At 72.8% G+C, this 23,027-nt stretch carries 20 protein-coding genes; 9 read left to right on the top strand and 11 right to left on the bottom strand.

The features are described from left to right. Positions 1-29 precede the first annotated feature (29 nt). Complete coding sequence (locus O7599_RS03395; RefSeq protein ID WP_281620573.1) at positions 30-1,229, top strand: PP2C family protein-serine/threonine phosphatase; 1,200 nt, start codon at positions 30-32, stop codon at positions 1,227-1,229. Here the strand turns inward: O7599_RS03395 and O7599_RS03390 are convergent. Both O7599_RS03390 and O7599_RS03385 read right to left on the bottom strand, forming a co-directional pair. Continuing rightward, a complete protein-coding gene (locus tag O7599_RS03390) occupies positions 1,169-2,557 on the bottom strand; it encodes a cation:proton antiporter (protein WP_281620572.1) in 1,389 nt (462 codons plus the stop codon). The two genes, O7599_RS03395 and O7599_RS03390, sit on opposite strands and share 61 nt — an antisense overlap. Positions 2,558-2,561: 4 nt before the next feature. After that, entirely contained in the window at positions 2,562-3,035 is a 474-nt protein-coding gene (locus O7599_RS03385; protein ID WP_281623265.1) for a TrkA C-terminal domain-containing protein, read from the bottom strand. A 272-nt stretch (positions 3,036-3,307) separates the two neighbouring features. On the opposite strand from O7599_RS03385, the gene O7599_RS03380 reads away from it, so the two are divergent. Next, positions 3,308-3,973: a response regulator transcription factor gene (locus O7599_RS03380; RefSeq protein ID WP_281620571.1), complete on the top strand. Its 666-nt coding sequence runs from the start codon at positions 3,308-3,310 to the stop codon at positions 3,971-3,973. 12 nt (positions 3,974-3,985) lie between these two features. Here the strand turns inward: O7599_RS03380 and O7599_RS03375 are convergent, their stop codons facing one another. Then, on the bottom strand, positions 3,986-4,273 hold the full coding sequence (locus O7599_RS03375) for a hypothetical protein (protein WP_281620570.1): 288 nt from the start codon (positions 4,271-4,273) through the stop codon (positions 3,986-3,988). Between the two features lie 146 nt (positions 4,274-4,419). On the opposite strand from O7599_RS03375, the gene O7599_RS03370 reads away from it, so the two are divergent. Next, positions 4,420-5,712 (top strand): hypothetical protein, encoded by a 1,293-nt coding sequence (locus O7599_RS03370; RefSeq protein WP_281620569.1) that lies wholly within the window; start codon positions 4,420-4,422, stop codon positions 5,710-5,712. A 94-nt stretch (positions 5,713-5,806) separates the two neighbouring features. On the opposite strand, the gene O7599_RS03365 is transcribed toward O7599_RS03370, so the two are convergent. The 4 genes from O7599_RS03365 to O7599_RS03350 form a co-directional block, all read right to left on the bottom strand. Then, entirely contained in the window at positions 5,807-7,021 is a 1,215-nt protein-coding gene (locus tag O7599_RS03365; protein WP_281620568.1) for an FAD-dependent monooxygenase, read from the bottom strand. A 151-nt stretch (positions 7,022-7,172) separates the two neighbouring features. Then, positions 7,173-8,177 (bottom strand): UbiA family prenyltransferase, encoded by a 1,005-nt coding sequence (locus O7599_RS03360; protein WP_281620567.1) that lies wholly within the window; start codon positions 8,175-8,177, stop codon positions 7,173-7,175. Positions 8,178-8,296: 119 nt separating this feature from the next. Further along, complete coding sequence (locus tag O7599_RS03355) at positions 8,297-9,919, bottom strand: NAD(P)/FAD-dependent oxidoreductase (RefSeq protein ID WP_281620566.1); 1,623 nt, start codon at positions 9,917-9,919, stop codon at positions 8,297-8,299. Positions 9,920-9,960: 41 nt separating this feature from the next. Next, positions 9,961-11,130: a PhzF family phenazine biosynthesis isomerase gene (locus O7599_RS03350; protein ID WP_281620565.1), complete on the bottom strand. Its 1,170-nt coding sequence runs from the start codon at positions 11,128-11,130 to the stop codon at positions 9,961-9,963. A 656-nt stretch (positions 11,131-11,786) separates the two neighbouring features. On the opposite strand from O7599_RS03350, the gene O7599_RS03345 reads away from it, so the two are divergent. Continuing rightward, complete coding sequence (locus O7599_RS03345) at positions 11,787-11,915, top strand: hypothetical protein (protein WP_281623675.1); 129 nt, start codon at positions 11,787-11,789, stop codon at positions 11,913-11,915. A gap of 100 nt (positions 11,916-12,015) precedes the next feature. On the opposite strand, the gene O7599_RS03340 is transcribed toward O7599_RS03345, so the two are convergent. After that, positions 12,016-12,984 (bottom strand): PHB depolymerase family esterase, encoded by a 969-nt coding sequence (locus tag O7599_RS03340; RefSeq protein WP_281620564.1) that lies wholly within the window; start codon positions 12,982-12,984, stop codon positions 12,016-12,018. A 26-nt stretch (positions 12,985-13,010) separates the two neighbouring features. On the opposite strand from O7599_RS03340, the gene O7599_RS03335 reads away from it, so the two are divergent. Beyond that, positions 13,011-14,246, top strand: a complete 1,236-nt coding sequence (locus tag O7599_RS03335) for a helix-turn-helix domain-containing protein (RefSeq protein WP_281620563.1) — start codon at positions 13,011-13,013, stop codon at positions 14,244-14,246. A gap of 82 nt (positions 14,247-14,328) precedes the next feature. Here O7599_RS03335 and O7599_RS03330 read toward each other — a convergent pair whose 3' ends face one another. Next, the gene (locus tag O7599_RS03330) at positions 14,329-15,327 is read right to left on the bottom strand and encodes an alpha/beta hydrolase (protein WP_281620562.1); all 999 of its coding nucleotides are present in this window, start codon (positions 15,325-15,327) and stop codon (positions 14,329-14,331) included. A 201-nt stretch (positions 15,328-15,528) separates the two neighbouring features. Next, positions 15,529-16,941, bottom strand: coding sequence for a hypothetical protein (locus O7599_RS03325; protein ID WP_281620561.1), 1,413 nt, complete (start codon positions 16,939-16,941; stop codon positions 15,529-15,531). A 168-nt stretch (positions 16,942-17,109) separates the two neighbouring features. Between O7599_RS03325 and O7599_RS03320 the strand changes: the two genes are divergently transcribed. Next, entirely contained in the window at positions 17,110-18,108 is a 999-nt protein-coding gene (locus tag O7599_RS03320; protein WP_281620560.1) for a sensor histidine kinase, read from the top strand. A gap of 80 nt (positions 18,109-18,188) precedes the next feature. Here O7599_RS03320 and O7599_RS03315 read toward each other — a convergent pair whose 3' ends face one another. Beyond that, a complete protein-coding gene (locus tag O7599_RS03315) occupies positions 18,189-19,118 on the bottom strand; it encodes a helix-turn-helix domain-containing protein (RefSeq protein WP_281620559.1) in 930 nt (309 codons plus the stop codon). A 143-nt stretch (positions 19,119-19,261) separates the two neighbouring features. Here O7599_RS03315 and O7599_RS03310 point away from each other — a divergent pair, with 143 nt between their 5' ends. The 3 genes from O7599_RS03310 (at position 19,262) to O7599_RS03300 (ending at position 23,013) form a co-directional block, all read left to right on the top strand. Beyond that, complete coding sequence (locus O7599_RS03310) at positions 19,262-19,393, top strand: hypothetical protein (RefSeq protein ID WP_281620558.1); 132 nt, start codon at positions 19,262-19,264, stop codon at positions 19,391-19,393. Beyond that, positions 19,390-19,662, top strand: a complete 273-nt coding sequence (locus tag O7599_RS03305; RefSeq protein WP_281620557.1) for a hypothetical protein — start codon at positions 19,390-19,392, stop codon at positions 19,660-19,662. The genes O7599_RS03310 and O7599_RS03305 overlap by 4 nt, the downstream gene beginning before the upstream one ends. Before the next feature lie 846 nt (positions 19,663-20,508). Then, positions 20,509-23,013, top strand: a complete 2,505-nt coding sequence (locus O7599_RS03300) for a GH116 family glycosyl-hydrolase (protein WP_281620556.1) — start codon at positions 20,509-20,511, stop codon at positions 23,011-23,013. Positions 23,014-23,027: the final 14 nt, after the last annotated feature.

The following is a 23,027-nucleotide window of genomic DNA, read 5'->3' as shown; positions in this document are numbered from 1 at the left end:
GGCCGGGGCCCGCCTTGCATGCTGGGGGGATGCACGTCGCCACGATCGTTTCCTCCCGGTGGTTCGTGGCGACCCTCTTCGTCGTCATCACGCTCGCCGACCTGGTGACCACCGATGGGGAGTCGCTCGGGGCGCTGTTCTCGGTCATCCCGGTGCTCGTCGCGGTGAACGGCCGGCGGTCCGCCGTCGTCGCCGCCGGCACCCTGGGAGTGGTGCTGGCAGCCCTGCTGAGCTGGTACAACCACGACTCGGGCACCGCCCAGTTCTTCGCCCGGTTCATCGCCGTCGTCGGCGCCACCGCACTCGGGCTCGTCGTCCAGACCGTACGCGTCGACCGCGAGAAGCGGCTCGCGCGGGCGCAGCGCATCGCGGACGTGGCGCAGCGTGCCCTGCTGCCGGTGCCGCCCGACCGCGTCGGGCCCTTCGCCGTCGCCGCCAGCTACGCGTCCGCCGCGCACGACGCGCAGGTCGGCGGCGACCTCTACGACGTGGTGGACACCGGCTCCGGTCTGCGGGCCGTGATCGGCGACGTACGCGGCAAGGGGCTGCCCGCAGTGCGCATCAGCGGCGGCGCGCTCGGCGTCTTCCGCGCCGTCGGGCACGACGAGCGGGACCTGCCGCTGATCGCCCGCCGGATGGAACACATCGTGCTGCGCGAGGCTGGACCGGAGGACTTCGTCACCGTGCTGCTCGTGGAGGTCACCACGGGCGGCCGCTGCACCCTCCTGTCGTACGGGCATCCCCCGCCCCTGGTCCGCAACGCCGCGGGCGAGGTGCGCGAGGCCCCGGTCGCCGCCCACCCGCCGCTGGGCCTCGGCCTGCTCCGGGCCGCCGCCCCCGACGACGGCCCGGCACCCCGCGCCGGCCACGGCTCCGGAGTCGTCCCCGCCACCGACCCCGCGATCGACCCCCTCGCCGCGCCGCCCCCCGGCGCCCCGGCACGGACCACCGAGCTGATCCTCGCCCCGGGCGACGAACTGCTCCTCGTCACCGACGGCGTCCTGGAAGCCCGGAACGCCGGCGGCGAGTTCTACCCGCTGGTTCCGCGCTACGCCGCCTGCCTCAGCCCCGCGGACCCGCCCGCGGAGGTGCTCGCCGCGCTCAACGCCGACATGCGCGTCTACACCGGCGGCGAACTCGACGACGACTCCGCGCTGCTCCTGCTGCGCTACATGCCGCCGCTGCCGGGCGAACGCTCGTCCTCCGCCGGCGCCGACTCGCTCCGCTGAGCCGGCAGCCGCGGCCCCTCGGCAGCGCTCGTCCCGGCGCCCGCCTCCGCGTCGGTCAGCGCTTCCGCACGGCCGGAGGAGTGGGTGTCCGGTCCCGCCTCCGCCGCCCCGGCGGCCACCTCGCCGCCGCCGGCCGCCGGCCGGGCCACCCGCTGCGCCTGCCGTGCCGCCCGCCACGCCGTCACCCGCAGCGCGACCGGCTCCGTGTACCGGGCCGCCGGCGGCCCGATGATCACCAGCACCAGCACGTACGCCGTCGCCAGCGGCCCCAGCTCCGGCTCGACGCCGGCGGTGACCGCGATCCCCGCGATGACGATGGAGAACTCGCCGCGCGCGACCAGCGTGCCGCCCGCCCGCCAGCGGCCCTTCACCGAGATCCCGGCGCGCTGCGCCGCCCAGTACCCGGTCGCGATCTTCGTCAGGGCCGTCACGACCGCGAGCCCCAGCGCCGGCAGGATCACCGGCGGGATCGACTGGGGGTCGGTGTGCAGGCCGAAGAAGACGAAGAACACGGCGGCGAAGAGATCCCGCAGCGGGCTGAGCAGGTTGTGCGCGCCCTCGGCGACCTCGCCCGACAGGGCGATGCCCACCAGGAAGGCGCCCACCGCGGCCGACACCTGGAGCTGCTGGGCGAGACCCGCGACGAGGAGCGTCAGGCCGAGGACCACGAGCAGCAGCTTCTCGGGGTCGTCGCTGGAGACGAAGCGGGAGATCAGCCGGCCGTAGCGGAGGGCGACGAACAGCACCGCGCCCGCCGCGCCGAGCGCGATGGCCAGCGTGACGCTGCCCTGCGCGATGCCGGCGCCGGCGACCAGCGCGGTGACGATCGGCAGGTACACCGCCATCGCCAGGTCCTCCAGGACCAGCACGCTGAGGACCACGGGCGTCTCCCGGTTGCCGAGCCGGCCGAGGTCGCCGAGGACCTTGGCGATGACGCCGGAGGAGGAGATCCAGGTGACGCCGGCCAGCACCACGGCGGCGACCGGGCCCCAGCCGAGCAGCAGCGCCATGACGGCACCGGGCAGGGCGTTGAGCGTGAAGTCGACGAGCCCGGCCGGGTACTGGGTCTTCAGGTTCGAGACCAGGTCGCTGGCCGTGTACTCCAGGCCGAGCATGAGCAGCAGCAGGATGACGCCGATCTCGGCGCCGATCGCCACGAAGTCCTCGCTGGCGCCGAGCGGCAGCAGTCCGCCCTCGCCGAAGGCGAGCCCGGCCAGCAGGTACAGGGGGATGGGGGAGAGCTGGAAGCGGCCCGCGAACCGCCCGAGCAGGCCGAGTCCGAGGATGATGGCGCCGAACTCGATGAGGAAAACCGCGTAGGAGTGCAAGCGGTCACTCCCGCCCGAGCAGCGCCGCGGCCGCCTCGATGCCTTCGCGGGTGCCGATCACGATGAGTGTGTCGCCGCCGGCGAACCGGAAGTCCGGAGTGGGGGAGGGGATGGCCTCCGCGCGCCGGAGTACGGCCACGATCGACGCGCCCGTCTCGGTACGGATCCGGGTCTCGCCCAGCACCCGGCCGTTCCAGTACGACGTGGCCGACAGCTCGACGCGCTCGGCGACCAGCCCCAGGTCGGTGGTGTGCAGCAGGTTCGGGCTGTGGTGCGCGGGCATGAGCGCGTCGATCAGCGCCGCCGCCTCTCCGCCGTTCAGATGCAGCGACAGCGAGCAGGCGTCCGGGTCGTCGGAGCGGTAGACGTTGATCGACCGGGTGCCGTCCCGGTGCGCGATCACCGACAGGTGCTTCTTCTGCGCACGTGTGGTGAGGTCGTACTTCACGCCGATCCCCGGCAGCGGCGTGGTGCTCATCCTTGGCGCAGGCACGGCCGTCCCCTTTCCGACTTTCGCGTAGGTGTCGCGCGTCCGCGGCCCCGGGTCCGGGCAGCCGGTCCCCCGCGCGGCGCAGCAGCGGATATCGTGCCATCCCGGCCTACGACGCGAGAATGGGTGTCAGCACGGATGGACAGCCCGGCTCCGCCCGGGCCACCATCGGTGCCGGGACGGTCGTCTTCTCCGCCGGTCGCAGCCCCGGTCAGGCCCGGTCCCGCCGGCTGCGTCCACCGTCCCCAGGGAACCCGCGCATGAACCGAGCGGTCAAGGCCCGCGTCCTGCTCGCCGACGACCACGCGCTGGTACGCCGCGGGATCCGGCTCATCCTCGACGCCGAGCCCGACCTGACCGTCGTGGCCGAGGCGGGCGACGGCGCCGAGGCCGTCGCGCTCGTCCGGGACGGGGCCGTGGGCGTGGACCTGGCGATCCTGGACGTCGCGATGCCCCGGCTGACCGGACTGCAGGCGGCCCGCGAGCTGTCCCGGGTACGGCCCGGGCTGCGGATACTGATCCTGACGATGCACGACAACGAGCAGTACTTCTTCGAGTCGCTGAAGGCCGGCGCCGCCGGCTACGTGCCGAAGTCCGTCGCCGACCGGGACCTCGTCGAGGCGTGCCGGGCCGCGCTGCGCGACGAGCCGTTCATCTACCCGGGTGCGGAGACGGCCCTCATCCGCCGCTACCTCGACCGCGCCCGCCAGGGCGACCCGCTGCCGGCCCGGCCCATCACGGAGCGGGAGGAGGAGATCCTGAAGCTCGTCGCCGAGGGCCACTCCTCGAAGGAGATCGGGGACCTGCTGGTCATCAGCGCGAAGACGGTGGAGCGGCACCGGGCCAACCTGCTGCAGAAGCTGGGCATGCGCGACCGCCTGGAGCTGACCCGGTACGCGATCCGCGTGGGCCTGATCGAACCCTGACGCCGCGCCGGCTCACACGCCCGGCTCGGCCGCCGCCGGCCGGCCCGGCGTCAGCGCCCCCGCGACCGCCGCCGACACCGCCGCCGCAACGGCCGCCACCGTGAACCCGATTTCCCGATCAAGGCACGCAAGATCAGGCATGGTTCCCGTGCCCAACCCGCAGGATTCCACTTGCTGACGGTGAAGCGATGAGCACCTGACGTGATCGAATCCCGGGAGCACCACTGCCGAGGCGTTTCCACACGCAAGAAATTGCTCGGGAAGTTTCGGGAAGTTGTCAACCCAGGGCTTTGCGCTCATTCGACGATCTGCTGAAGGGCCTCGCCGGGAGGCCGCAGCCTTCGGAGGGCGGAGCCATGAGCGCGGTCAAAGTCAAGGCCCGGACCGGAGCGGGCAGTTCCACGGATGACGGCCCGGAGGCCAGGGCGGTCCGGAGACGATCACCGGTGCCCCTGTTGCTGAACGCGCTGCTGGTGCCGGCCGCCGCGGCCCGGGACCGTCCGGCCGTCCTTGCGCCCGAGCCGGGTGCGCCGCCAGGTGCGTCCGCGGCGACGCTCGCCGAGCGCAGGGCGCTCGCCCACACCTACGCCCTCTGTTACGCCCGGGCCGACAAGCAGGAGAAGACCCTCATCCTCGACAAGGTGTGTGCGGCGACGGGCTGGCATCGCAGCCACGCCCGCAACGCGCTTCTGAACGCCGCACGTCCCAAGCCGGGCAGGGTCCCGCAGCGCAGGAAGTACGACGCCGAGGTCGTCGCGGCGCTGACGCTGTGCTGGACCATCCTCGACCGGCCGGGGGGCAAGCGGCTGGCCCCGATGCTTCCCGAGCTGGTGCCGGTGCTGCGCCGCCACCGCGAGCTGTCCCTCGACGACGAGTCCGCCGAGCTGCTGATGTCCATGTCGGCGGCGACGATCTCCCGCCGTCTCGCCCCGTACCGGCAGTCCTCCGGAACCGCCCGGCGGCTGCGGCCCGGTTCCCGGCCGCGCGGTGAACTCCCGCTCGTCACCTGGACGGAGTGGGACCACGGCCACCCCGGGTTCTTCGAGATCGCGGTCGTACGCCACGACGGCGGTACGACGGGCGGCAGTTGCCTGCTGACCGTGGCCGCCACCGACATCGCCACCGGCTGGACCGAGATCCGGACGGTCCGGGGTGCCGGGCAGACACCCCTCGCCCTGGACGTGGTCGCCAGGAACCTGCCCTTCCCGGTGCTCGGACTCGACTGCGGGAGCCACGGCGCCGAGATCGACGAGGCCCTGCTGCGCTGGTGCCGGCAGCGCCGGGTGACCTTCACCCATGCCCGCCCGGTCGGCAGGGGCAGCCACCACGTCGGCCAGCAGAGCTGGCGGATGCTGCACGAACTCGCGGGCGACCACCACTACGACTCCCCGGGTGAACAGGCCCTCCTCAACGAGATCTGGGCCGCGCTCTCACGGCTGACGAACTACTTCTATCCCCAGCAGCGTTCGGTGTCCGGCCCCGGACAGGGCCCCGGACAGGGCCCCGGACAGGGCGGCGGCCGCAAGGAGTTCGAGACGGCGACCCCGTACCGCAGGACCGAACGCCACCGCTGCGTGACCCCGGAGGACCAGGCGATCCTCGCCGACGTCTATCCGGGCCTCAACCCGGCCGAGCTGCACCGCCACGTCGAGCGTCTGGCGAAGAGGCTGCACCTCGTCGCCCAGAGCCGGTCGGCGCTGCGGCGCTGCCGCACCTTCGGCCCCGGCTTCGCCTTATGACGGTACGGCGAACGGCTCTCCCCCGCGGCGATGCCGCGGGGGAGAGCCGTTCCGTCAGGAAGGCGGGGGCCGTCGCCGGCCCCCGTGTGCGCTGTCAGTGGCGGGTGGCCGACGCGCGGTCGACGACATCCTGGTAGTCGGTCGTGATGGTCTCCAGACCGGCGGCCATCTCGTCGGCGGAGGTTTCCGCCAGGGTGCGTTCGGAGTGGTCCATGCTGCGGTTGGCCTCGACGATCGCGTTGGCGGCCGGGAGCCGGACACTCTCGTACCGCTTGAACGCGGCCGGCACGTCGCCGCCGGCGTCGGCGAGTTCGGCCGCCAGGGCGACGCCGTCGAGGATGGCCTGGGTGCCGCCGTTGGCGCCGATCGGGTACATCGGGTGGGCGGCGTCACCGAGGAGGGTGACCCGGTGCTCGCCCCAGGAGGGCAGCGGGTCGCGGTCGGCCATCACGTGGTGCATGAGCTGCCCGCTCGACTCCAGAGCCGCGCGGACGTCGAGCCAGCCGAAGTCCCAGTCGGCGAAGTGCGGCAGCAGGTCCTCGAACCTGCCGGGGCTGAGCTGTACTTCGCCCTGCCAGTCCGGGTCCGCGGCCAGGCACACCCAGTTCAGGAGCACCTTGCCGCGTTCGGCGTGCGGCCGCGAGCACGGGTACGCCACCATCCGGTTGCTCCGGTCGTCGGAGGCGATGATCATCGTCCGGCCGTCGATGAACTCGGGTATCTCGGTCAGACCGCGCCACATCCGCACGGGGGTCCGGCGCAGCGCAGACCCCTCGGGGTGCAGTTGCGCGCGGATGACCGAGTGCATGCCGTCCCCGGCGATCAGGGCCTCGGCGTCGATACCGGACTCGCCTCCGGAGCGCGAGCTGATGTGGACGCGTACGCCGTCCGCGTCCTGCTCGAAGCCTCGCACCCGGGTCGCCGTACGGATGGCGTCGGCTCCGAGGCGCGAGCGCACCGCGTCGAGCAGCATCATCTGCAGGTCGCCGCGGTGGATCGAGTACTGCGGAAAGTCGTTGCCCGCGGCGATGCCGCGGGCCTCGGACCAGATGGTCCTGCCTTTGTGATCGAGGTAGCGGTGCTCACGGGTGGCGATGCCGGTGGCCGCCAGTTTCCCGCCCAGCCCGAGGGCGGTCAGTTCGCCGATCGCCGCGGGCTGGATGTTGATGCCGACCCCGAGCGGCCGGATCTCCTCGGCCTCCTCCAGCAGCGTGACTTCCAGGCCACGGGCGTGCAGAGCCAGCGCGGCGGCCAGTCCTCCGATCCCGGCCCCGGCGATGACGATGCCGGGCGAATGTGTTTCGGTCATGACGGCTGCTACCTTTCTCTACGGTTGAGCGGCTGTGCGGGGATTTCCGTGCGGAGGATCAGCGAGCGGTGAGGACCGGGACGGCGGCTTGGACGTCCGCGGGGCCGCGCCCCTGCGCGGGGCTCACGACGGGTGGGGGGTCGCCGGGTGGTCACCGTCCGATGACGACGAAGACCGCCAGGAGCACCGTGGCCCAGCCCATCAGCGCGGCGTGGTAGGGACCGATCAGCGACTTCTTGTGCAGCGCCTCGATCGCCGCTTCGTGCGTGTTGTCGCTCACGTCCCGGATGACGGTGTACAGGAGCCGCTGGCTCACCAGCCAGGCGGCGATCCACGGCACGAACGCCCAGGAGAACCCGAAGGTCGCCCAGACCGCAACGATGAACAGCGCGGAGCCCACGAGCAGCATCGAGGACTGGATGTACATCGTCTTCTTGAGTCCCCAGGCGACGGTGTAGGTCCTGATCCCGAACTTCTCGTCCTCGATGTAGTCCTCGGCGTGGCTGGTGACGAAGAGGGAGACCAGGAGCAGCGCGAAACCCGCCAGGGCCACGACGCTGCCCCATTCCACGGCGTACTCGGAGGAGCGCAGGACGAACAGGCCCGGCAGGAAGACGAGGCTGAGCTGCAGGGTGGGGAGCTGCCAGGCGCCGGCGCCCTTCAGCTTCAGCGGGGGAGCCGAGTACTGGAAGCCGAGAATGCCGACGAAGACGGCCAGCGGCAGCAAGTCCCAGTGCCCGGTCCTGACGGCGAGGAATACCGCCAGCACGCAGTTGACGGCCGTCGATACGCCGATGTGGGCGACGACCCGCGAGACTCCCAGGCCGTAGACGGCCTCGGACTGCCGGGACTTGTACAGCGCGTCCTGCTCGCGGTCGGCCAGGGCGTTGGTCATGTTCCCGATCTGCATGCCGGAGACCGAGAAGAGCACGCCCAGCAGCGTGTTGAGCGAGTAGACGTCCGACCACTCGTGCGCGGAGAGCAGGGCCGGTGCGAAGGAGACGGTGAGGATGACCGGCAGGAACTCGAACCGCCGTATGACACATGCGTACCGCACGCGAGTGGCCAGCGGAGGGCGTTGGCCGGATGGCCCGTCGGAGTCGGTGAGCAGGGCGTCGAGTTGTGCCCTCAGCGGAGGAGCGTCGGCTTTCGGCATGGTCCGTTTCTCTCGTCGAAGTGGGTCTTGCGGGTCTGTGCGGTGGGTGTGACGGGGGCGGGGCGGGCGACGCCGGACGCCCGCCCCGAAACCCCGCCGGCTCGCGGGTGGACCGCCCGTCAGGGCGCGGTCGGCGAGACCTCGCCGTCGAGCGTGAAGCCCTCGTAGTCCGCGGCGACGATCTCCCCGAGCTTCGCCCGGTACGCGGCGATGCCGCCGAAGTAGAAGAGCGTGCGCCGCTTCTTGCCGGGGATGTTCGAGCCGAAGATCCAGGAGTCCGTCTGTGCGAAGAGGCTGTGCTCCGCCATCTCCCGGCACATGGCGGTCCACTCCGTCTCGGCGGTGGCGGTGGCCTCGACCGTGCCGGCACCGCGCTTCCGGGCGGCGTCGATGGTCTCCGCGATCCACTCGACCTGCGTCTGGAGGGCGGGCGGCAGGTTGGAGAAGACGCTGTTGGGGCCGAAGACCGTGAAGAGGTTCGGGAAGCCGTTCACGGCCATGCCGAGGTAGCTGCTCGGCTCCTCGCCCCAGTAGTCCTTGAGCGAGACACCGCCGCGGCCCCGGATGTCGATCCGGTTGTAACTCCCCTGCATGGCCTCGTAACCCGTCGCGAAGACCAGCACGTCCAGCTCGTGCTCGGTGCCGTCCTCGGTGACCACGCCGGCCGGGGTGATCCGGGCGATCGGGTTCTCCTTGGTGGAGACCAGGGTGACGTTGTCGCGGTTGTAGGTCTCGTAGTAATCGGTGTTGCAGATCGGCCGCTTCGCGTAGAGGTCGGTCGGCATGAGCTTGCGCGCGGTCTCCGGGTCCCGCACGATCTCCTTGATCTTCGACCTGATGAACGAGGCGGCGGCGTCGTTCGACTCCGGGTTGAACGCGATGTCGGCAAAGGTGCCGAACATGAAGTGGAACCCGTTGCCCGCGTCCCAGCTCTCCTGGAACCTGCGCTCGCGTTCCTCGGCCGAGACGCTCATCGCGGAGATCTGGCTCTCCTCGAAACCGCAGGCCACACGGGAGTTGAAAGCCTTCTCCCAGAACTGCTTGTGGTTCTCCCGGTAGTCCTCGATGAACTCGTCGCTGAGCGGCCCGTCGCCGGCCGGGACGACGTACTGCGCGGAGCGCTGGAAGACCGTGAGGTGTTCCGCCATCTTGGCGGCGGCGCCGATGAACTGGGTTCCGGTCGAACCGGTACCGATGACCCCGACCTTCCTGCCGGTGATGTCGAGGTCCTCCGGCCAGGCGCCGGTGTGCACCTGCGTGCCCGCGAATCGGTCCCGCCCCTCGATCTCGGGGAAGCTCGCGGTCGACAGCGGTCCGAGCGCGCCGACGACGTAGCGGGCGGTGAACTCCTCGCCGCCGTCGGTCCGTACCGTCCACAGACCGGAGGTCTCGTCGTAGGCCAGCGACTCGACGGTGGTGTTGAGCTGGATGTCCTCGCGCAGGTCGTACCGGTCGACCACGTGCTCCAGATACGCCAGGATCTCCGGCTGGGGCGCGTAGCGCGTCTTCCAGTTCCACTCCCGCAGCAGGTCGGAGTCGAAGGAGTAGCGGTACGCGATGCTGTCGACGTCGGCGGCCGCGCCCGGATAGCGGTTCCAGTGCCAGGTGCCCCCGATGCCGGCCCCCCGCTCGAAGGCCCGCACGTTCGCGCCGAGTGTGTTGCGGAGCTTGTGCAGCATGTAGATACCGGCGAATCCGGCGCCTATGACGATCGAGTCGAGGTGGGTCGGTTTCCTGGGCATAGTGGCCTTTCGGCTGGTGCTGGACAAGGGAACGGCGTGGTTCAGACGTGGATGGTGCCTTCGGCGGCGACCGTGCCGTGGCCGCTCACCCGCACGCGCTCGATCTCGCCGCCGCCGGCGACGGTGGCCTCGGCGAGCATCACCGAGGGGTGGCCGCCGAGGTGGCGGCCCTGGTGGATCTCGACGGTCTTCCCGTACGCCACGAGGCCGTACCGCGCGAGGTGGACGGCGAGCGCGCCCGCGGCGGAACCCGCGGTCGCCTCCCCGGCGCCGCCGTGGGCCGGCGAGAACACCCGCGCGTGCCACCGCTCGCCCTCGGGGGCGAAGCAGGTGGCGGCCGTGCCGGGGAAGGCGGCGAGCGCCCGGCGGTCGGGGCGCAGCCCGGCGAGCGCCGCAGCGTCGGGAAGTCCGGCGAACACGTGCCGGGGACCGTCGCGGTAGAGGTCCACCGGGAGGGTGGAGGCAGCGATGCCGAGTGCGTCGATCAGCGCCCCGGCGTGCTCGTACGGCTCCCAGACCGGGATCGGCTGCTCCATGGAGACGTACGCCACGCCGCCGCCCGACTGGGCCGCGGGAGTCCGGTCGACGACGAAGGGCACGACACCCGTCCGCGTCTCGAACCGCAGCCGGTCCGTGCGCAGGTCGAGCGCGACCGCGGCCGCCGCGGCGAGTAGCGGGTGCCCGGCGAACGGGAGCTCGGCGTCGGGGGTGAAGATCCGCGCCCGTACGTCCGCGTCCGTGGCCCTGGGCGGCAGCAGGAACACCACTTCGGACAGGTTCATCGCCTTGGCGATGCGCTGCATCCGCTCGTCCGTCAGATCCGCCGCCTCGAAGAACACCGCGACCGGGGTGCCGGAGAGCGGCTGGGTGGCGAAGGCGTCGACGACGACGTACCTGTGCGAGGAGTCACCGATACGGACGGCGCCCGCGCCCCGGGCCGTGGCCTGCACCTCGAAGCGGTCCCGGTGGGTGATCGGGGAACCGACCAGGGAGGCGGCCAGGTTCTCGGGGAGCGAGGCGGGCTGCTCGCCGTCCCACACCATGACCGCGCCCCAGCGCTCGCCGTCCGGGTCGGCGATCCAGAACTTCTCCCGCAGCCCCTCGACGGCCTGCCAGTTGTGGACGACACCGTCCTCGTTCAGATGCTGTCTGAGGCTCTCGACCGTGGCGGGAGAGCCCTTCAGATCCCACCAGGCGATCTCCATCTTCATCGTGTCAGCACCCCTTCGCACACGTCGGTGAGGAGGCGTGGCCCGAGACGATGCGCCCCCGGCGGAGGGCGATCGGGGAATCGGTGAGGGAGAGGACGGTGCGGAAATCCCAGGTCCGGAAAGCCTGAATCGTTCACGTAAAATCTTCCCCCGTAGATTTACGAATGATGGACCACTCAACTACAGGCCCGGCTCATGCCTCCCCACGGGTTTTCCCGTACCGCGATGTGCTCATTTCCGTTACCCCGACAGTTCCTGGAACACATTGCACGTACGCACGTTCAGCCACGGATGGGTTGGGTGGGGTGCCGAGAACTTACCGACGCGTCCCGGCGGTTGCAAACGTCTGTTGCCTCATGAAAATCCGCGCGTTGCCGGCGCGCACCTTTCCGGATGGGGTTGTTCCGATTTCCGTCACGGGCTGCGATGGAGCAATCGCGCGTAGTGCAAGCAGCGCCTGTGCTTCGTCTCGGAGACCTGGGGGGTGGTGCAACCGGGCCCGGGAGGCGCCGTTGGAGACGCTGATGAGAGGTCCGACTATCGCCTGGCCTGGTGCAACGCCCGGCCGCTTGCGGGCGGGAGGTCTGCATAACGTGGATGCGCGCACGACGCCAACGCCCAGGCCAGCACACCCGACATGCGTCCGGGAGGACGGCGTGAACGACAACGACGATATAGGCGTCTTTCTCGGCCTGGACGTCGGAAAGAGCGCCCATCACGGGCACGGCCTCACCCCGGTCGGCAAGAAGGTCTTCGACAAGCAGTTGCCCACCCGAGGAACCTGAAGCAGCCGACCGCGCGCCGGGCGTCCGCCATGCCCACCGGCCCAGAACCATCACCAACGCGATCAACGCAGCTCAGCCGACCCCAACCGAAACGCGAAGGCTAGGTGTTCAGGCCGAAGAAGGCGATGGCCCGCTCAGCCATGCCGGACATCGGCAGCGAGTGGCCCACGCCCTGCAGGCTGACCGCCTCCACCGGCGCCTGCTCGCCCGTGCCGCCGTAGCGCGTGCGTGTCCAGCCGGACTGCGGGCTGTCGGTCATGGACGGGGTCTGGCTCACGCCGTGGACGTCCGTCCACTGCTTGATCTGCTCCTGGAAGTTGGGGTAGCGCAGGGTGGCGTCGTTCGTGCCGTGCCACACCTGCATGCGCGGGCGCGGGCCGCCGTAGCCCGGGTGGGCGCCGCGTACGAGGTCGCCCCACTGCTGCGGCGTGCGGATGATCTGGCCGTTGGCACACGCGCTGTTCCAGCCCGAGCCGTCGGTGGTGGCGAAGCAGCCGTACGGCACGCCCATGAACGCCGCGCCGGCGCGGAAGACGTCGGGGTAGTTGCCGAGCATGACGTTGGTCATCATCGCGCCGGACGAGGCGCCGGTGACGTACGTCCGGTTCGGGTCGGCGCCGTGGTTGGTGCGCACGTACTGCACCATCGAGCGGATGCCGACCGGGTCGCTGCCGCCGTCGCGGCGCAGCGCCTGTGGCGAGGAGACGTCGAAGCACTGGCCGCTGCGGGTGGCGGACGGGTAGACGACGACGAAGCCGTGGCGGTCGGCGAGCCGGGCGAACTCGGTGCCCGAGTGGAACGCGGGACCCGACCCCGTGCAGTAGTGGATCGCCACGAGCACCGGGGGCTGCGGCCGGACGTCGTCCGGGACGTAGAGGTGCATGCGCAGGTTGCTCGGGTTGCTGCCGAAGTCCGTCACCTCGCGGAGGGTCGCCGCCGACGCCTGCGGCGGCGCGCCGAGCGACAGCGCGGCGAGGAGGGCCAGGACGCAGCCGAGGAGCGCGGTGTGGAGCGGGCGCGCCGCCCGGCGGCGGGTGGGGGGTGGTGCGGCTGCGGCTCTGGTGAACATGTCCATGCCCTTTCTAGACTGCCTGTGTGAAGGGTCTGCTGGTGCGGCTTTCGTCGCTGGACGCGGACGCCGCCGCGGCGGTGCGCGTGATCGCCCACTTCCAGGCGCTGTTGAGCGGTGGGGCCGTCGCCCCCGAGGTGCTGGTCCGGTCGACCGCCGCGCTTGCGGGGTGCCCGGCGGGTCTCGAACGCGGCGGCGCGGACGGCGGGGTGGTGCGCTTCGGGCCGGACGGCGCGCGGCCGGGACCCGGCGCGTCCGGCGTGTCCGGTCCCTCCGGAGTCGTGTCGGGCCGGCGGCCGGTGGCCCCCGCAGGGAGCGTGTGGCTCGAACGGGACGGCGGACCGGGCCCGTTGGACGAACTCGTCCTCGAATGGATGGCGCTGGCCGCCGGCATGAGCCCGCCGCCCCCGGCGCCACCGCACGTCGCCGACCCCGCGCTGGTGGAGACCGTGCTCTCCGAACGGGAGGCCGTCGAGGACCGCGTGCGCGCCCTGCGGCTGCTCGGACTGGGCCCCGAACGGCCCCTGCGCGTGGTGGCGGTGGCCGGCGGCCGGGACACCGACGCGGGGGTGGCGGCGGTCGCGCTGCTGGCGCGCGGCGTACCGGGTGCCACGGTACGGATCGCGGCGATGGACGCGCTGGCGGCGGTGCTGGTGCAGCCCGCGGAGGAGGGCGGCGCGGGCGCGGCGGCCGAGCTGGCGCGGGACCTGTCGCTCGCCGCGGCGGAGCGGGTACGGGCGCGGGGCCGGGGCCCGGCGGGCGCCGGGAACGGCGGCCGGGCCGCGCCCGGGGCGGGGACCGAGGCCGCGCCGGTGCGGGAGTGCGGCGCACGGTTCGGCGTCGGCGGCGAAGCGCCTCCCGTACGGGCCCACCTCTCCTGGGCGCAGGCCAGGACCGCGCTGCGGTTCGCCGGCGCCGGCGGCGCGGGCGAGACGGTGGTCGACCACGACGCGCTCGGCCCGCTGGCGCTGCTCGCCGACGTGCCCGCGGAACGGCTGCGCGCGGACCCGGGCGTACGCGCGCTGGCCGAGCTCGCCGCGCGGGACGGCGGCGGGTCGGCCGTCGCGGCGCTGGACGCCTTCTGCCGCACCGGCTCGCTGCGCCGGGCCGCCGCAGAACTGCACCTGCACCACAGCTCGGTCGCCGCCCGGCTGGCCCGCGCGGAGGAGGCACTCGGCGGCCGGCTGCGCGAGCCGGACGACCGGCTGCGCGCCCGGCTCGCCCTGTACGCCTGGCGGCTGGCGACGGCGTCCGGCGAGTGACGTCGCGCGGGTTCCGCTCGTGTCCGGCGGGTGCGGTGTCCGGCACGTACGGCTCGTCCCTCCCGCTTCCCCTGCCGGTCCGTCACCCCGCCGCCTCCGTGGCCGAGGGCGCCGCGGGGCCGTCCGCCGCCAGCCCCGCCCGGAGAGCGTCCCGCGCGTCGGCGACGATCCGCCGGGCGACCGCCGCGTGCGCCACCCCCACCGCGCCGTGGAACGTGCCCCGGTACAGGCGCAGCCGCACCGGCACCCCCGCCGCCTTCAGCGCCTCCGCATACGCCAGGGCCTCGTCCCGCAGCGGGTCGAACTCCATCACCGCCACACTCGCCGGCGGCAGCCCCGCCAGATCCGTCGCCCGCCCCGGCGCCGCGTACGGCGGGACGTCCGGCGAGCCCGGCACGCCGGGGCCGAGGTACGCCTCCCAGCTCAGCAGGGCGTTGCGGCGGTTCCACACCGGCGTGTCGGTGAACGTGCGGGCGCTCGGCGTGGCCAGCCGGTCGTCCAGCGCCGGGCTCTGCAGGTGCTGGCAGCGGATCGGTGGCCCGCCGCGGTCGCGGGTCAGCAGGGCGAGCCCCGCCGCGAGTCCGGCGCCCGCGCTGTCGCCCCACAGCCCGATACGGGCCGGGTCCGCGCCCAGTTCCGCGGCGTTCTCCGCCAGCCACCACAGCCCCGCGAGGCAGTCGTCGAGCGCGGCGGGGTAGGGGTGCTCCGGCGCGAGCCGGTAGTCGGGGGAGACGACCACGGCGGGCAGTTCGCGGCAGAAGCGCAGGCTGGTGTCGTGATCGACCTCCGGGGAGCCGAGGACGAAGCCGCCGCCGTGCAGCGTGTACACGGCGGGCAGCGGCCCGGCAGCGGCGCCGTGCCCGCGGCCCGCGGGGCGGTAGACCCGCAGCGGCACCTTCGGCGCGCCCTCCGCCAGGGCGGGCGCGAGCACGTCCCGTACGACGGCGCCCGCGGTGTCGGCGGCGGGCGCGGCAGCCAGTTCGGCGGCCTGGGCGGCGCGCGCGGCGCCGACGTCGGCGATGTCGACGTCGGCCATGAGCGCGAGCGCCGCGGCGAGTTCGGGGTCGAAGGCGTAGCGCATGCGTGAGTCCCGTCCGTGCGGAGGCCGGTGCGGCCGGCTGCGGGTGCGCTTCGCACGGTGCCACGCGGCGGGTGGGGCCGGTATCGGACGGCCGTCGGGAAAGCGGCCGCGCCCGCCCGACGACCGTGCGGGCACGGTCGTCGGACGGCGGCGGAAGGACCGGTCCCGTCCGCCCTCAGCTTCCGCCCGGGTAGGCCCCGTTCAGCTTCCGCCCGGGTAGGCCCTGTTCGTGATCCGGACCGCGTCCTGGTGCACCAGCCAGCGCGTCAGATACGCCCAGCCCGCGTGCATGGCCACCCACTCCTCCCGGCCCCGGTACGGGTCCGCGTCCTCGGGCGCGTACGTGCGCCCGTCGGGATGGCGCTCCTGCATCGCCAGCGCCCGGCCGGCGTGCAGCCGCTCCCAGTACGCGCCGCCGGCGCTCGCCCGGCCGTCGAGCCCCAGCTCGCGCGCCGCCACGTCCATCGCGACGAAGTCCATCCGCCGCGACGGGCCCCAGCTCGTCCCCTGCGGGAAGTAGATCTCGTCCGAGCCGCGCACGTACATCGTCCCGCCCGGCGCGGCGTACGGCGGGCTGGTGAACTGCCGGTCGGCGAGGGCGGCGTAGACGACGTCGAAGTTGTGCAGGGCCGCGCGCGGCGCGGGCTCGCCGGCCAGCGCCGAGGTGAGGACGGCGTGGGTGTTCTGCACGGCGGTGGCCATGTAGTCGGGGTGGACGATGCCGTGGTTGACGACGAGCCCGTCCTCCTCGGCGTTCCAGCCGCCGACCCAGCGGGACACCGGCCTGCCGTGCAGCACCCGCCGGCTGCCGAGGTCGGACGGGCGGGCGAAGGCGGAGATCATCAGCTCCAGGTTGGTCCGCCGCCAGGCCGGCGCGTCACGGTGGCCGGGCATCATCGCGGTGGCGACCTGCAGCAGCATCGCGTTCCAGGAGTTCTCCTCGGCCTTGCTGTCGCCGGGGGTCTGCTCGACGCCGTCGCGGTCCTTCCAGTACGGGACGTCGTAGTCGCGGAAGCGGTCCGCCTCGTACGCGGTCATCGCGCGCACCCACTCCCGTTCCGCGGGCGTCAGGTCGTCCCACAGCAGCCAGCCGGCGAACCCGGCCATCGCCGCCCACAGCGCGCTCTGCCACTCGTCGCCCCAGCCGCCCGCCTCGGTGGCGCGGTGGTGCCCGGCCACCGAGGTCAGCAGGCGCACGGCGGTCGCACGGGCCCGCGGTTCGGCGACGCCCGTGCCCCGGGCGTCGTACGCGCCCGTGGCCAGCGCGGCGGCGAGCGCGAACGCCTCGGCGGCGACCGGGCGCACGTGGTGCTCGGTGGTGCCGCCGAGGTCGAGCAGGCCCTCGTCGCCCTGGTCCGCGAAGTGGTCGTCGTACCAGGTCGTCAGCGCGTAGCGGTTGGCGTTGACCAGGATCGCGCGCAGCCGCGCGGCGTCGGCGCCGGCCGGCAGCCCCTCGTCGAAGTCGCGCCAGTCGACGGGCACGACCCGGCCCGAGGACGGCCGGGCGGGCGCCGCCGCGCCGGCCGGCAGCGCCGGCAGCCCGGCGAGGAGCGTCGCGAGCAGCGCGACGAGGAGCACGAGACGCGGCCGCCGGCCGCCGCTTCTAGGACCCATGGCACTCATGGCGCTGCCTCCTCCGGAGTCGTACGAGCCGTGTCCTCCCGGAAAGTAACCGCTTGCTACGCGGCCGTGAACCCCTCCCGCGCCCGGCCCGGCCGCGGCCCCCGCCCGCCGGTCGCCCATAGTGGTACGCACCGTACGAACCGAGGAGGCCCCCGCCCCGTGTCCCTGTTCTGGCGGATCTTCGGGCTCAACGCCCTGGTGCTCGGCACGGCCACGGGCGTGCTGATGCTGGCGCCCGTGACCGTCTCCGCGTCGGTCCTGCTCGCCGAGGCCGTGGTCCTCGTGGCGGGCATGGCCGTCATGCTCGTCGCCAACGCCGCGCTGCTGCGCGTCGGCCTCGCCCCGCTCCAGCGCCTCACCGGGCTGATGACCACCGTCGACCTGCTCCGCCCCGGTCAGCGGCTGACCGTGCCGGGCACCGGCGACGTCGCGGACCTCATCAGCACGTTCAACGCCATGCTCGACCGGCTGGAGGCCGAGCGCGCCGCCAGCACCGGGCGCGCGCTGTCCGCGCAGGAGGCCGAGCGGCGGCGCATCGCGCAGGAGCTGCACGACGAGGTCGGGCAGAGCATGACCACGGTGCTGCTGGAGCTGAAGCGTGCCGGCGAGCGCGCGCCGGAGGCGCTCCGCGGCGACCTGCGGCGGGCGCAGGAGACCACCAGGGATAGCCTGGAGGAGGTGCGCAGGCTCGCCCGCCGGCTGCGGCCCGGGGTGCTGGAGGACCTGGGCCTGGTCAGCGCGCTGACCTCGCTGGGCACGGACCTGTCCGGGCACACCGGGATGCGCGTCGGGCGCCGCGTCGATCCGGACCTGCCGCCGCTGGACCCGGACGTGGAGCTGGTGCTCTACCGCGTCGCGCAGGCGGCGCTGACGAACGTCGTGCGGCACGCCGCCGCGGACCGGGTCGAGCTGAGCCTCGTGCGCACCGGTGCCGCGGTGGAGCTGCGCGTCGCGGACGACGGCCGCGGGGTGGGCACCGCCCGCGAGGGCGCCGGGATCCGCGGGATGCGCGAGCGGGCCCTGCTGATCGGCGCGGCGCTGGAGGTGACGCCGGCCCCGGGCGGCGGCACGCGGGTGGTGCTCACCGTCCCGGACGCCGCACGCCCCCGCGCCGGGGCGCCGGACGGTGGCCAGGACCCCGGCCGGATCGTGTGCTGAGCCTTCGCGGCTCGGTGGCGCCGCCGCGCACCGCGCGCGCAGCGGCTGCGACGCTGGGACGTCCGCTTGGCCGTCGTGCGCTACGCCTCTGCCTCTGCCAGCGCTGCCCGTGCCTCCGACGTCCAGAGAGCGTAGCGAAGTTCCTGCGGGAGGCTATTGAGCCCGGTCCGTAGATGTTCGGCGGCGTCCCGGTGCCTGCCGAGCAACAGGTGTGCGTGCCCGATAGGGAGGCTCATCCATTCCGGCGTGAGCCAATAGGCGGTAGCCGGTGGGGCGCAGTCCGCAGCCTTGTCGCGCAACGCCTCTACTTCACTCAGCAGTTGCTCAGCTTCGCCACGTCTGTCGAGCATGGCGAGTGCCCAAGCGGCTTGCGCGCCATTGACTACACGTTGACGTGGCGCGCTCTCGCCGGCGTACGCGGCTGCGAAGTTCCGGTGAACGGCACGCCACTGCTGTCGCTGTCGCGCGATGTTGCCCCGTAGGTTGTACGCCTGCGCCGCAAGCGAACCGTCTTCGATCTCGTCAGCAAGGTCGATCGCTTCGTTCAGCAAGGCACTGGCGCGCGGGTAGTCGTTCAGTTCGATTCGCAGCCAACCGGCGAACTGACTTGCCTGGCTTGCCACGGCGGCAAGGGACTCGCGGTGCTTGCCGGACGTTTCGCTCAGTAGGGCCGTCAGCGCCTCCCGCTGGGATTCCGCCGCGTTAAGGAGGGGGCCGGGCCCAACTACGTCGTCGGCTCTGCGCTGCGCGGCCAGCGAGGCGGCAAGGGCTGCTACGCCCGCAGCGTCGATCCGCCCCGGGTTTCGCGCCGCGTAGGCCACCCGGTCGTCATCGTCGCTGAGGTCTAGAGCGTCGGCCAGCGCGCGCAACAGCGTCCCGGACGGACGCTGTAAGCCCCTGAGGGCACGAGAGATGTAGGCGACGTCGTAGTGCGTCCGTCGCGCCAACTCCCGCAAGCTGACTGACTGTCTGGTCATGGCGGCCTTGACCGCCCCCACGCTGACGCTCATATGGCAAGGCTACGCCCGGTCAACAGTCAACGGCGAACGGTCAACAGCGGGGAGACGCACCGCGACTCCTGCACCCCGTTGAATCGATGGGAACCCCCGCGACCGCGTGAACGGCCCGGGGCGTGGCCGACCACTGACCAGGAGTGACCGACGACATGAGCCTACACAGACAGCCCAAGCAGCGGACTGCGGGATTCGCGGTCAGCGTCGCCCTTACCGTCTATTACGTGACCTTCCTCATTGGTGTGACCGCGCTCGCGCTGGTGCCGCAATGACGCGCCCACGCCGCCTGCCCTGGGTGGAAGGGGACCGGAGAACGTACGTCATCAGCGACAAGGGCGGAGTGCTCGACCGGATTGCCGATGAGGCAGAGGTCCGGCTCCTTGATAACGCGCGCTCGCTGCTGAAGATCACGGGCCCGATGCTCGACGAGTTGCGCACACAGGACGAATGGAAGTTCACGTGTGAACGACTGCGGGAATCGCTCACGGATGCCGTGAACCTTGCGGAAGCGCGTGGTGAACGGCTATGCGAACGTTCGTGAGAAAATTGTGCGCGAAGACGAGCGCCCTCGTTGCTGGAGGAATATCCCAGCGGCGGGGGCGCCTTCACGCGCGCTCACGGATTGTTCGGCCAGACGTGCGCGCAGTTCTCTGGATTCTCACAGCGCGCGTCCTCAGCTCGGATTTTGCGCAGGATATCGTCGCCCGTGCCGATTGCGCCTCCGGCCAGCGCCATGGATGTCAGCTCCGGCCCGGGGGTGTGGTGCCGGGGTGCGGGAGGCGGGCCGGGGACGGGGGTCTGGGTGGGGCGGGATCGTGTGGGCGTCCCCGGCTGCGGGACGGGCGGTGTCGGGGTGGAACGGGGTCGTACGGGCCCCCCGGCTGCGGGGAGGGGCCGCGCCGGGGTGGGGCGGCGTCGTACGAGGGACTCCCGGGTTACGGGGAAGCTGCCGTGCCGGGCAGGGCGGCGTCGTGTGTGAGCCACAGCGGAGAATTCCGGCCGTAACTCGCGGTAACAACTCCCGCAAATCCAGGCAAAGCGCACACGCGCCCCGACTTACGCCCGTCCGCGTCCATTTGCTCGTCCAGGGTGTACCGGTTGCCACCCACATCATCCCGAGTGCACGCCGCGGGTACGAACTCGCGGCCACAGCCGCCGCGAAATGGGGCAAATCCCTCCAGGCCGCCGGAGTTTCGCCCTGTGCCGCGCACCCCACCAGCCCGCAGGGCGCGTCTTCGGACGCCGCTCGGCGGCCCCCCGCTCCGGGCCGTGATCGCCCCCGTACGGCACCTGCCGGATGAAATCGATTTCGACTACGGTCCCGTACCAGCGGACGCTCCCGTACGTCCCGGGGCGCCCGCACCGGCACCCGAGGAATCGAGGAACCATGCACGACACCCCCTGGCCGGTGGTACGCCGCTACCGAGGCGACCGGCTCGCCCACGTCGCCATGCCGGTCGGCGGCATCGGCACCGGTTCCATCGGCTTCGGCGGGCGCGGCCAACTGCTCGACTGGGAGCTCTTCAACCGCCCGGCCAAGGGCTTCACCCCCGACTCGTTCTTCTGCCTGCGCGCCGAGGGCGCCTCCGGGACGTTCACCCGCGTCCTCGAATCGGCCCTCCTCCCCGGCGAGCGCGCGGGCCACTCCGGCAGCCCGTCCGCGCTGCACGGCCTGCCCCGCTTCCGTGCCGGCGAGTTCGCCGCCGCCTACCCCTTCGGCCAGGTGCGGCTGACCGACCCGGAGCTGCCCGTGGAGGCGACCGTACGGGTCTTCAACCCCCTCGTCCCCGGCGACGCCGACGCCAGCGGCATCCCCGCCCTCGTCTACCGCGTGCGCCTGCGCAACACCGGGGCCGAGGACCTGGCCGTCGACGTCTGCGGCAACCTCCAGCACGTCGCGGGCCGCGACCACGCCGGCGGCCTGCCCGCGGGCAACGCCTTCGCCCGCGTCGAACTGGACGGCGCCACCGTGCTGGCCGGGCACACCACCGAGGTCGCCGAGGACGCCGAGAGCTGGGGCACCCTGGCACTCGCCGTCCTCGGCGAGCCGGTCACCAGCCACCGGCTGACCTGGGCGCGCCGTTCCTGGGGCGACTCGCTGCTGGACTTCTGGGACGACTTCGCGGCCGACGGCCGGCTGGCCGAGCCCGCCGAGGGCGCCCGGGTGCCCACCGGCTCCCTCGTGGTCTCCGACCGTCTCCCGGCGGGCGCCGAGCGGGAGTTCACCTTCGTCGTCGCCTGGCACTTCCCGCACCGCCGCGGCTGGAGCCACCGCTTCCAGGGCCCGCCGGACTACGGCCACAGCACCGACGTCGTCGGCAACCACTACGCCACCCGCTACGCCGACGCCGCCGACGTGGTCCGCCGGCTCGCGCCCCGACTGGCCTGCCACGAACGCCGCACCCGCGCCTACGTCGAGGCCGTCACGTCCTCCAGCCTGCCGCCCGCCGTCAAGGACGCCGTGCTCTCCAACGCCGCCGTGCTGAAGACGCAGACGTGCTTCCGCATCGCCGACGGCACGTTCCTGGCCTGGGAGGGCGGCAACCCCGACCACGGGAGCTGCCACGGCAGTTGTACGCACGTGTGGAACTACCAGTACGCGCTGGAGCAGCTCTTCCCCGACCTGGCCTGGACGATGCGGGAGGTCGAGTTCGTGCACGCGCTGGACGAGCGGGGCATGATGAGCTTCCGCGCCGGGCTGCCGCTGGAGCGCGCGGGCACCGGCTGGCGGATCGCCGCCGCCGACGGGCAGATGGGCGCCCTCGTCCGGCTCTACCGCACCTGGCGGCTGACCGGCGGCGACGAGGAACTGGCGAGGCTGTGGCCCGGGGCGCGCCGGGCGCTGGAGTTCGCCTGGATCCCGCGGGGCTGGGACGCCGACCGCGACGGGCTGATGGAGGGCTGCCAGCACAGCACGAGCGACGTCGAGTACTACGGGCCGAGCGGGATCAACCAGTCCTGGTACCTGGCCGCGCTCGCCGCCTGCGAGCGGATGGCGCGGGCCGTGGGCGACCACGCGTTCGCCGCCACCTGCGCGGAGGTGCTGGCCCGCGGCGCGGCCCGGACGGACGCGGAGCTGTTCAACGGCGAGTACTACGAGCAGAGGGTGCTGCCCGCCGGCTCCGCCGGCAACATCGCCGACGGGCTGCGCATCCGCTACGACGGCGACAACCCCGACGTCGGCTCCGACGACCTCGTAGAACCGGACCTGCAGATCGGCCCCGGCTGCATGGGTGACCAGCTCGCCGGCCACACGCTCGCCGTGCTCTGCGGCCTCGACGACAGGCTCGACCCCGAGCACACCGCGACCGCGCTGCGCAGCGTGCTGCGGCACAACCACCGCGCGGAGTTCCACTCGCACATGAACCATTTGCGGACCTTCGCGCTCGGGGACGAGCACGGGCTGCTGAACTGTACGTATCCGCGCGGCGGCCGGCCGACGCGGCCGTTTCCGTACTGCAACGAGGTGTGGACGGGTGTGGAGTACACCGCGGCCCTCGGGCTCGCCGCGCAGGGCGACCGGGACGCGGCGGAGCACGTGGTCGCCGACGTCCGGGACCGCTACGACGGGCGGACGCGCAACCCGTTCAACGAGGTCGAGTGCGGCAACCACTACGTGCGCTCCATGGCCTCGTTCGGGCTGGCGCACGCCTGGCCGCGGACCGTGGTCGACGCCGGCGCCGGGACCGTCGAGCTCGACCCGCTGCCGGGCCGCTGGCCGGTCGTCGCGGGCGGTCACGTGGGCGTCGTGCACGTCACCGGGGGCGCGGACGGGATGGCGGCGGAGGCGGTCTGGGAGTCGGTCGCGGAGGGGAGCGCAGGGCCGCTCGCGGTACGGCTGCGGGCCGCAGCCGCGGGCGCCGGGGGCGGCGGCGCGGCCCCGCCGGCGTAGCGGAGGAACCGCCG

It is taken from the genome of Streptomyces sp. WMMC500, from assembly GCF_027497195.1.
Taxonomy (GTDB): Bacteria; Actinomycetota; Actinomycetes; order Streptomycetales; family Streptomycetaceae; genus Streptomyces.
This window is presented reverse-complemented; position numbering and strand designations above follow the sequence as displayed.

What these genes read in the sequence shown, in the direction of transcription:
- O7599_RS03395 (WP_281620573.1), top strand. Translation starts at nt 30, where the DNA reads ATGCACGTCGCCACGATCGTTTCCTCCCGGTGGTTCGTGGCGACCCTC.
- O7599_RS03385 (WP_281623265.1), bottom strand. Translation starts at nt 3,035, where the DNA reads ATGAGCACCACGCCGCTGCCGGGGATCGGCGTGAAGTACGACCTCACC.
- O7599_RS03380 (WP_281620571.1), top strand. Translation starts at nt 3,308, where the DNA reads ATGAACCGAGCGGTCAAGGCCCGCGTCCTGCTCGCCGACGACCACGCG.
- O7599_RS03375 (WP_281620570.1), bottom strand. Translation starts at nt 4,273, where the DNA reads ATGAGCGCAAAGCCCTGGGTTGACAACTTCCCGAAACTTCCCGAGCAA.
- O7599_RS03365 (WP_281620568.1), bottom strand. Translation starts at nt 7,021, where the DNA reads ATGACCGAAACACATTCGCCCGGCATCGTCATCGCCGGGGCCGGGATC.
- O7599_RS03360 (WP_281620567.1), bottom strand. Translation starts at nt 8,177, where the DNA reads ATGCCGAAAGCCGACGCTCCTCCGCTGAGGGCACAACTCGACGCCCTG.
- O7599_RS03355 (WP_281620566.1), bottom strand. Translation starts at nt 9,919, where the DNA reads ATGCCCAGGAAACCGACCCACCTCGACTCGATCGTCATAGGCGCCGGA.
- O7599_RS03350 (WP_281620565.1), bottom strand. Translation starts at nt 11,130, where the DNA reads ATGAAGATGGAGATCGCCTGGTGGGATCTGAAGGGCTCTCCCGCCACG.
- O7599_RS03340 (WP_281620564.1), bottom strand. Translation starts at nt 12,984, where the DNA reads ATGTTCACCAGAGCCGCAGCCGCACCACCCCCCACCCGCCGCCGGGCG.
- O7599_RS03330 (WP_281620562.1), bottom strand. Translation starts at nt 15,327, where the DNA reads ATGCGCTACGCCTTCGACCCCGAACTCGCCGCGGCGCTCGCGCTCATG.
- O7599_RS03325 (WP_281620561.1), bottom strand. Translation starts at nt 16,941, where the DNA reads ATGGGTCCTAGAAGCGGCGGCCGGCGGCCGCGTCTCGTGCTCCTCGTC.
- O7599_RS03315 (WP_281620559.1), bottom strand. Translation starts at nt 19,118, where the DNA reads ATGAGCGTCAGCGTGGGGGCGGTCAAGGCCGCCATGACCAGACAGTCA.
- O7599_RS03305 (WP_281620557.1), top strand. Translation starts at nt 19,390, where the DNA reads ATGACGCGCCCACGCCGCCTGCCCTGGGTGGAAGGGGACCGGAGAACG.
- O7599_RS03300 (WP_281620556.1), top strand. Translation starts at nt 20,509, where the DNA reads ATGCACGACACCCCCTGGCCGGTGGTACGCCGCTACCGAGGCGACCGG.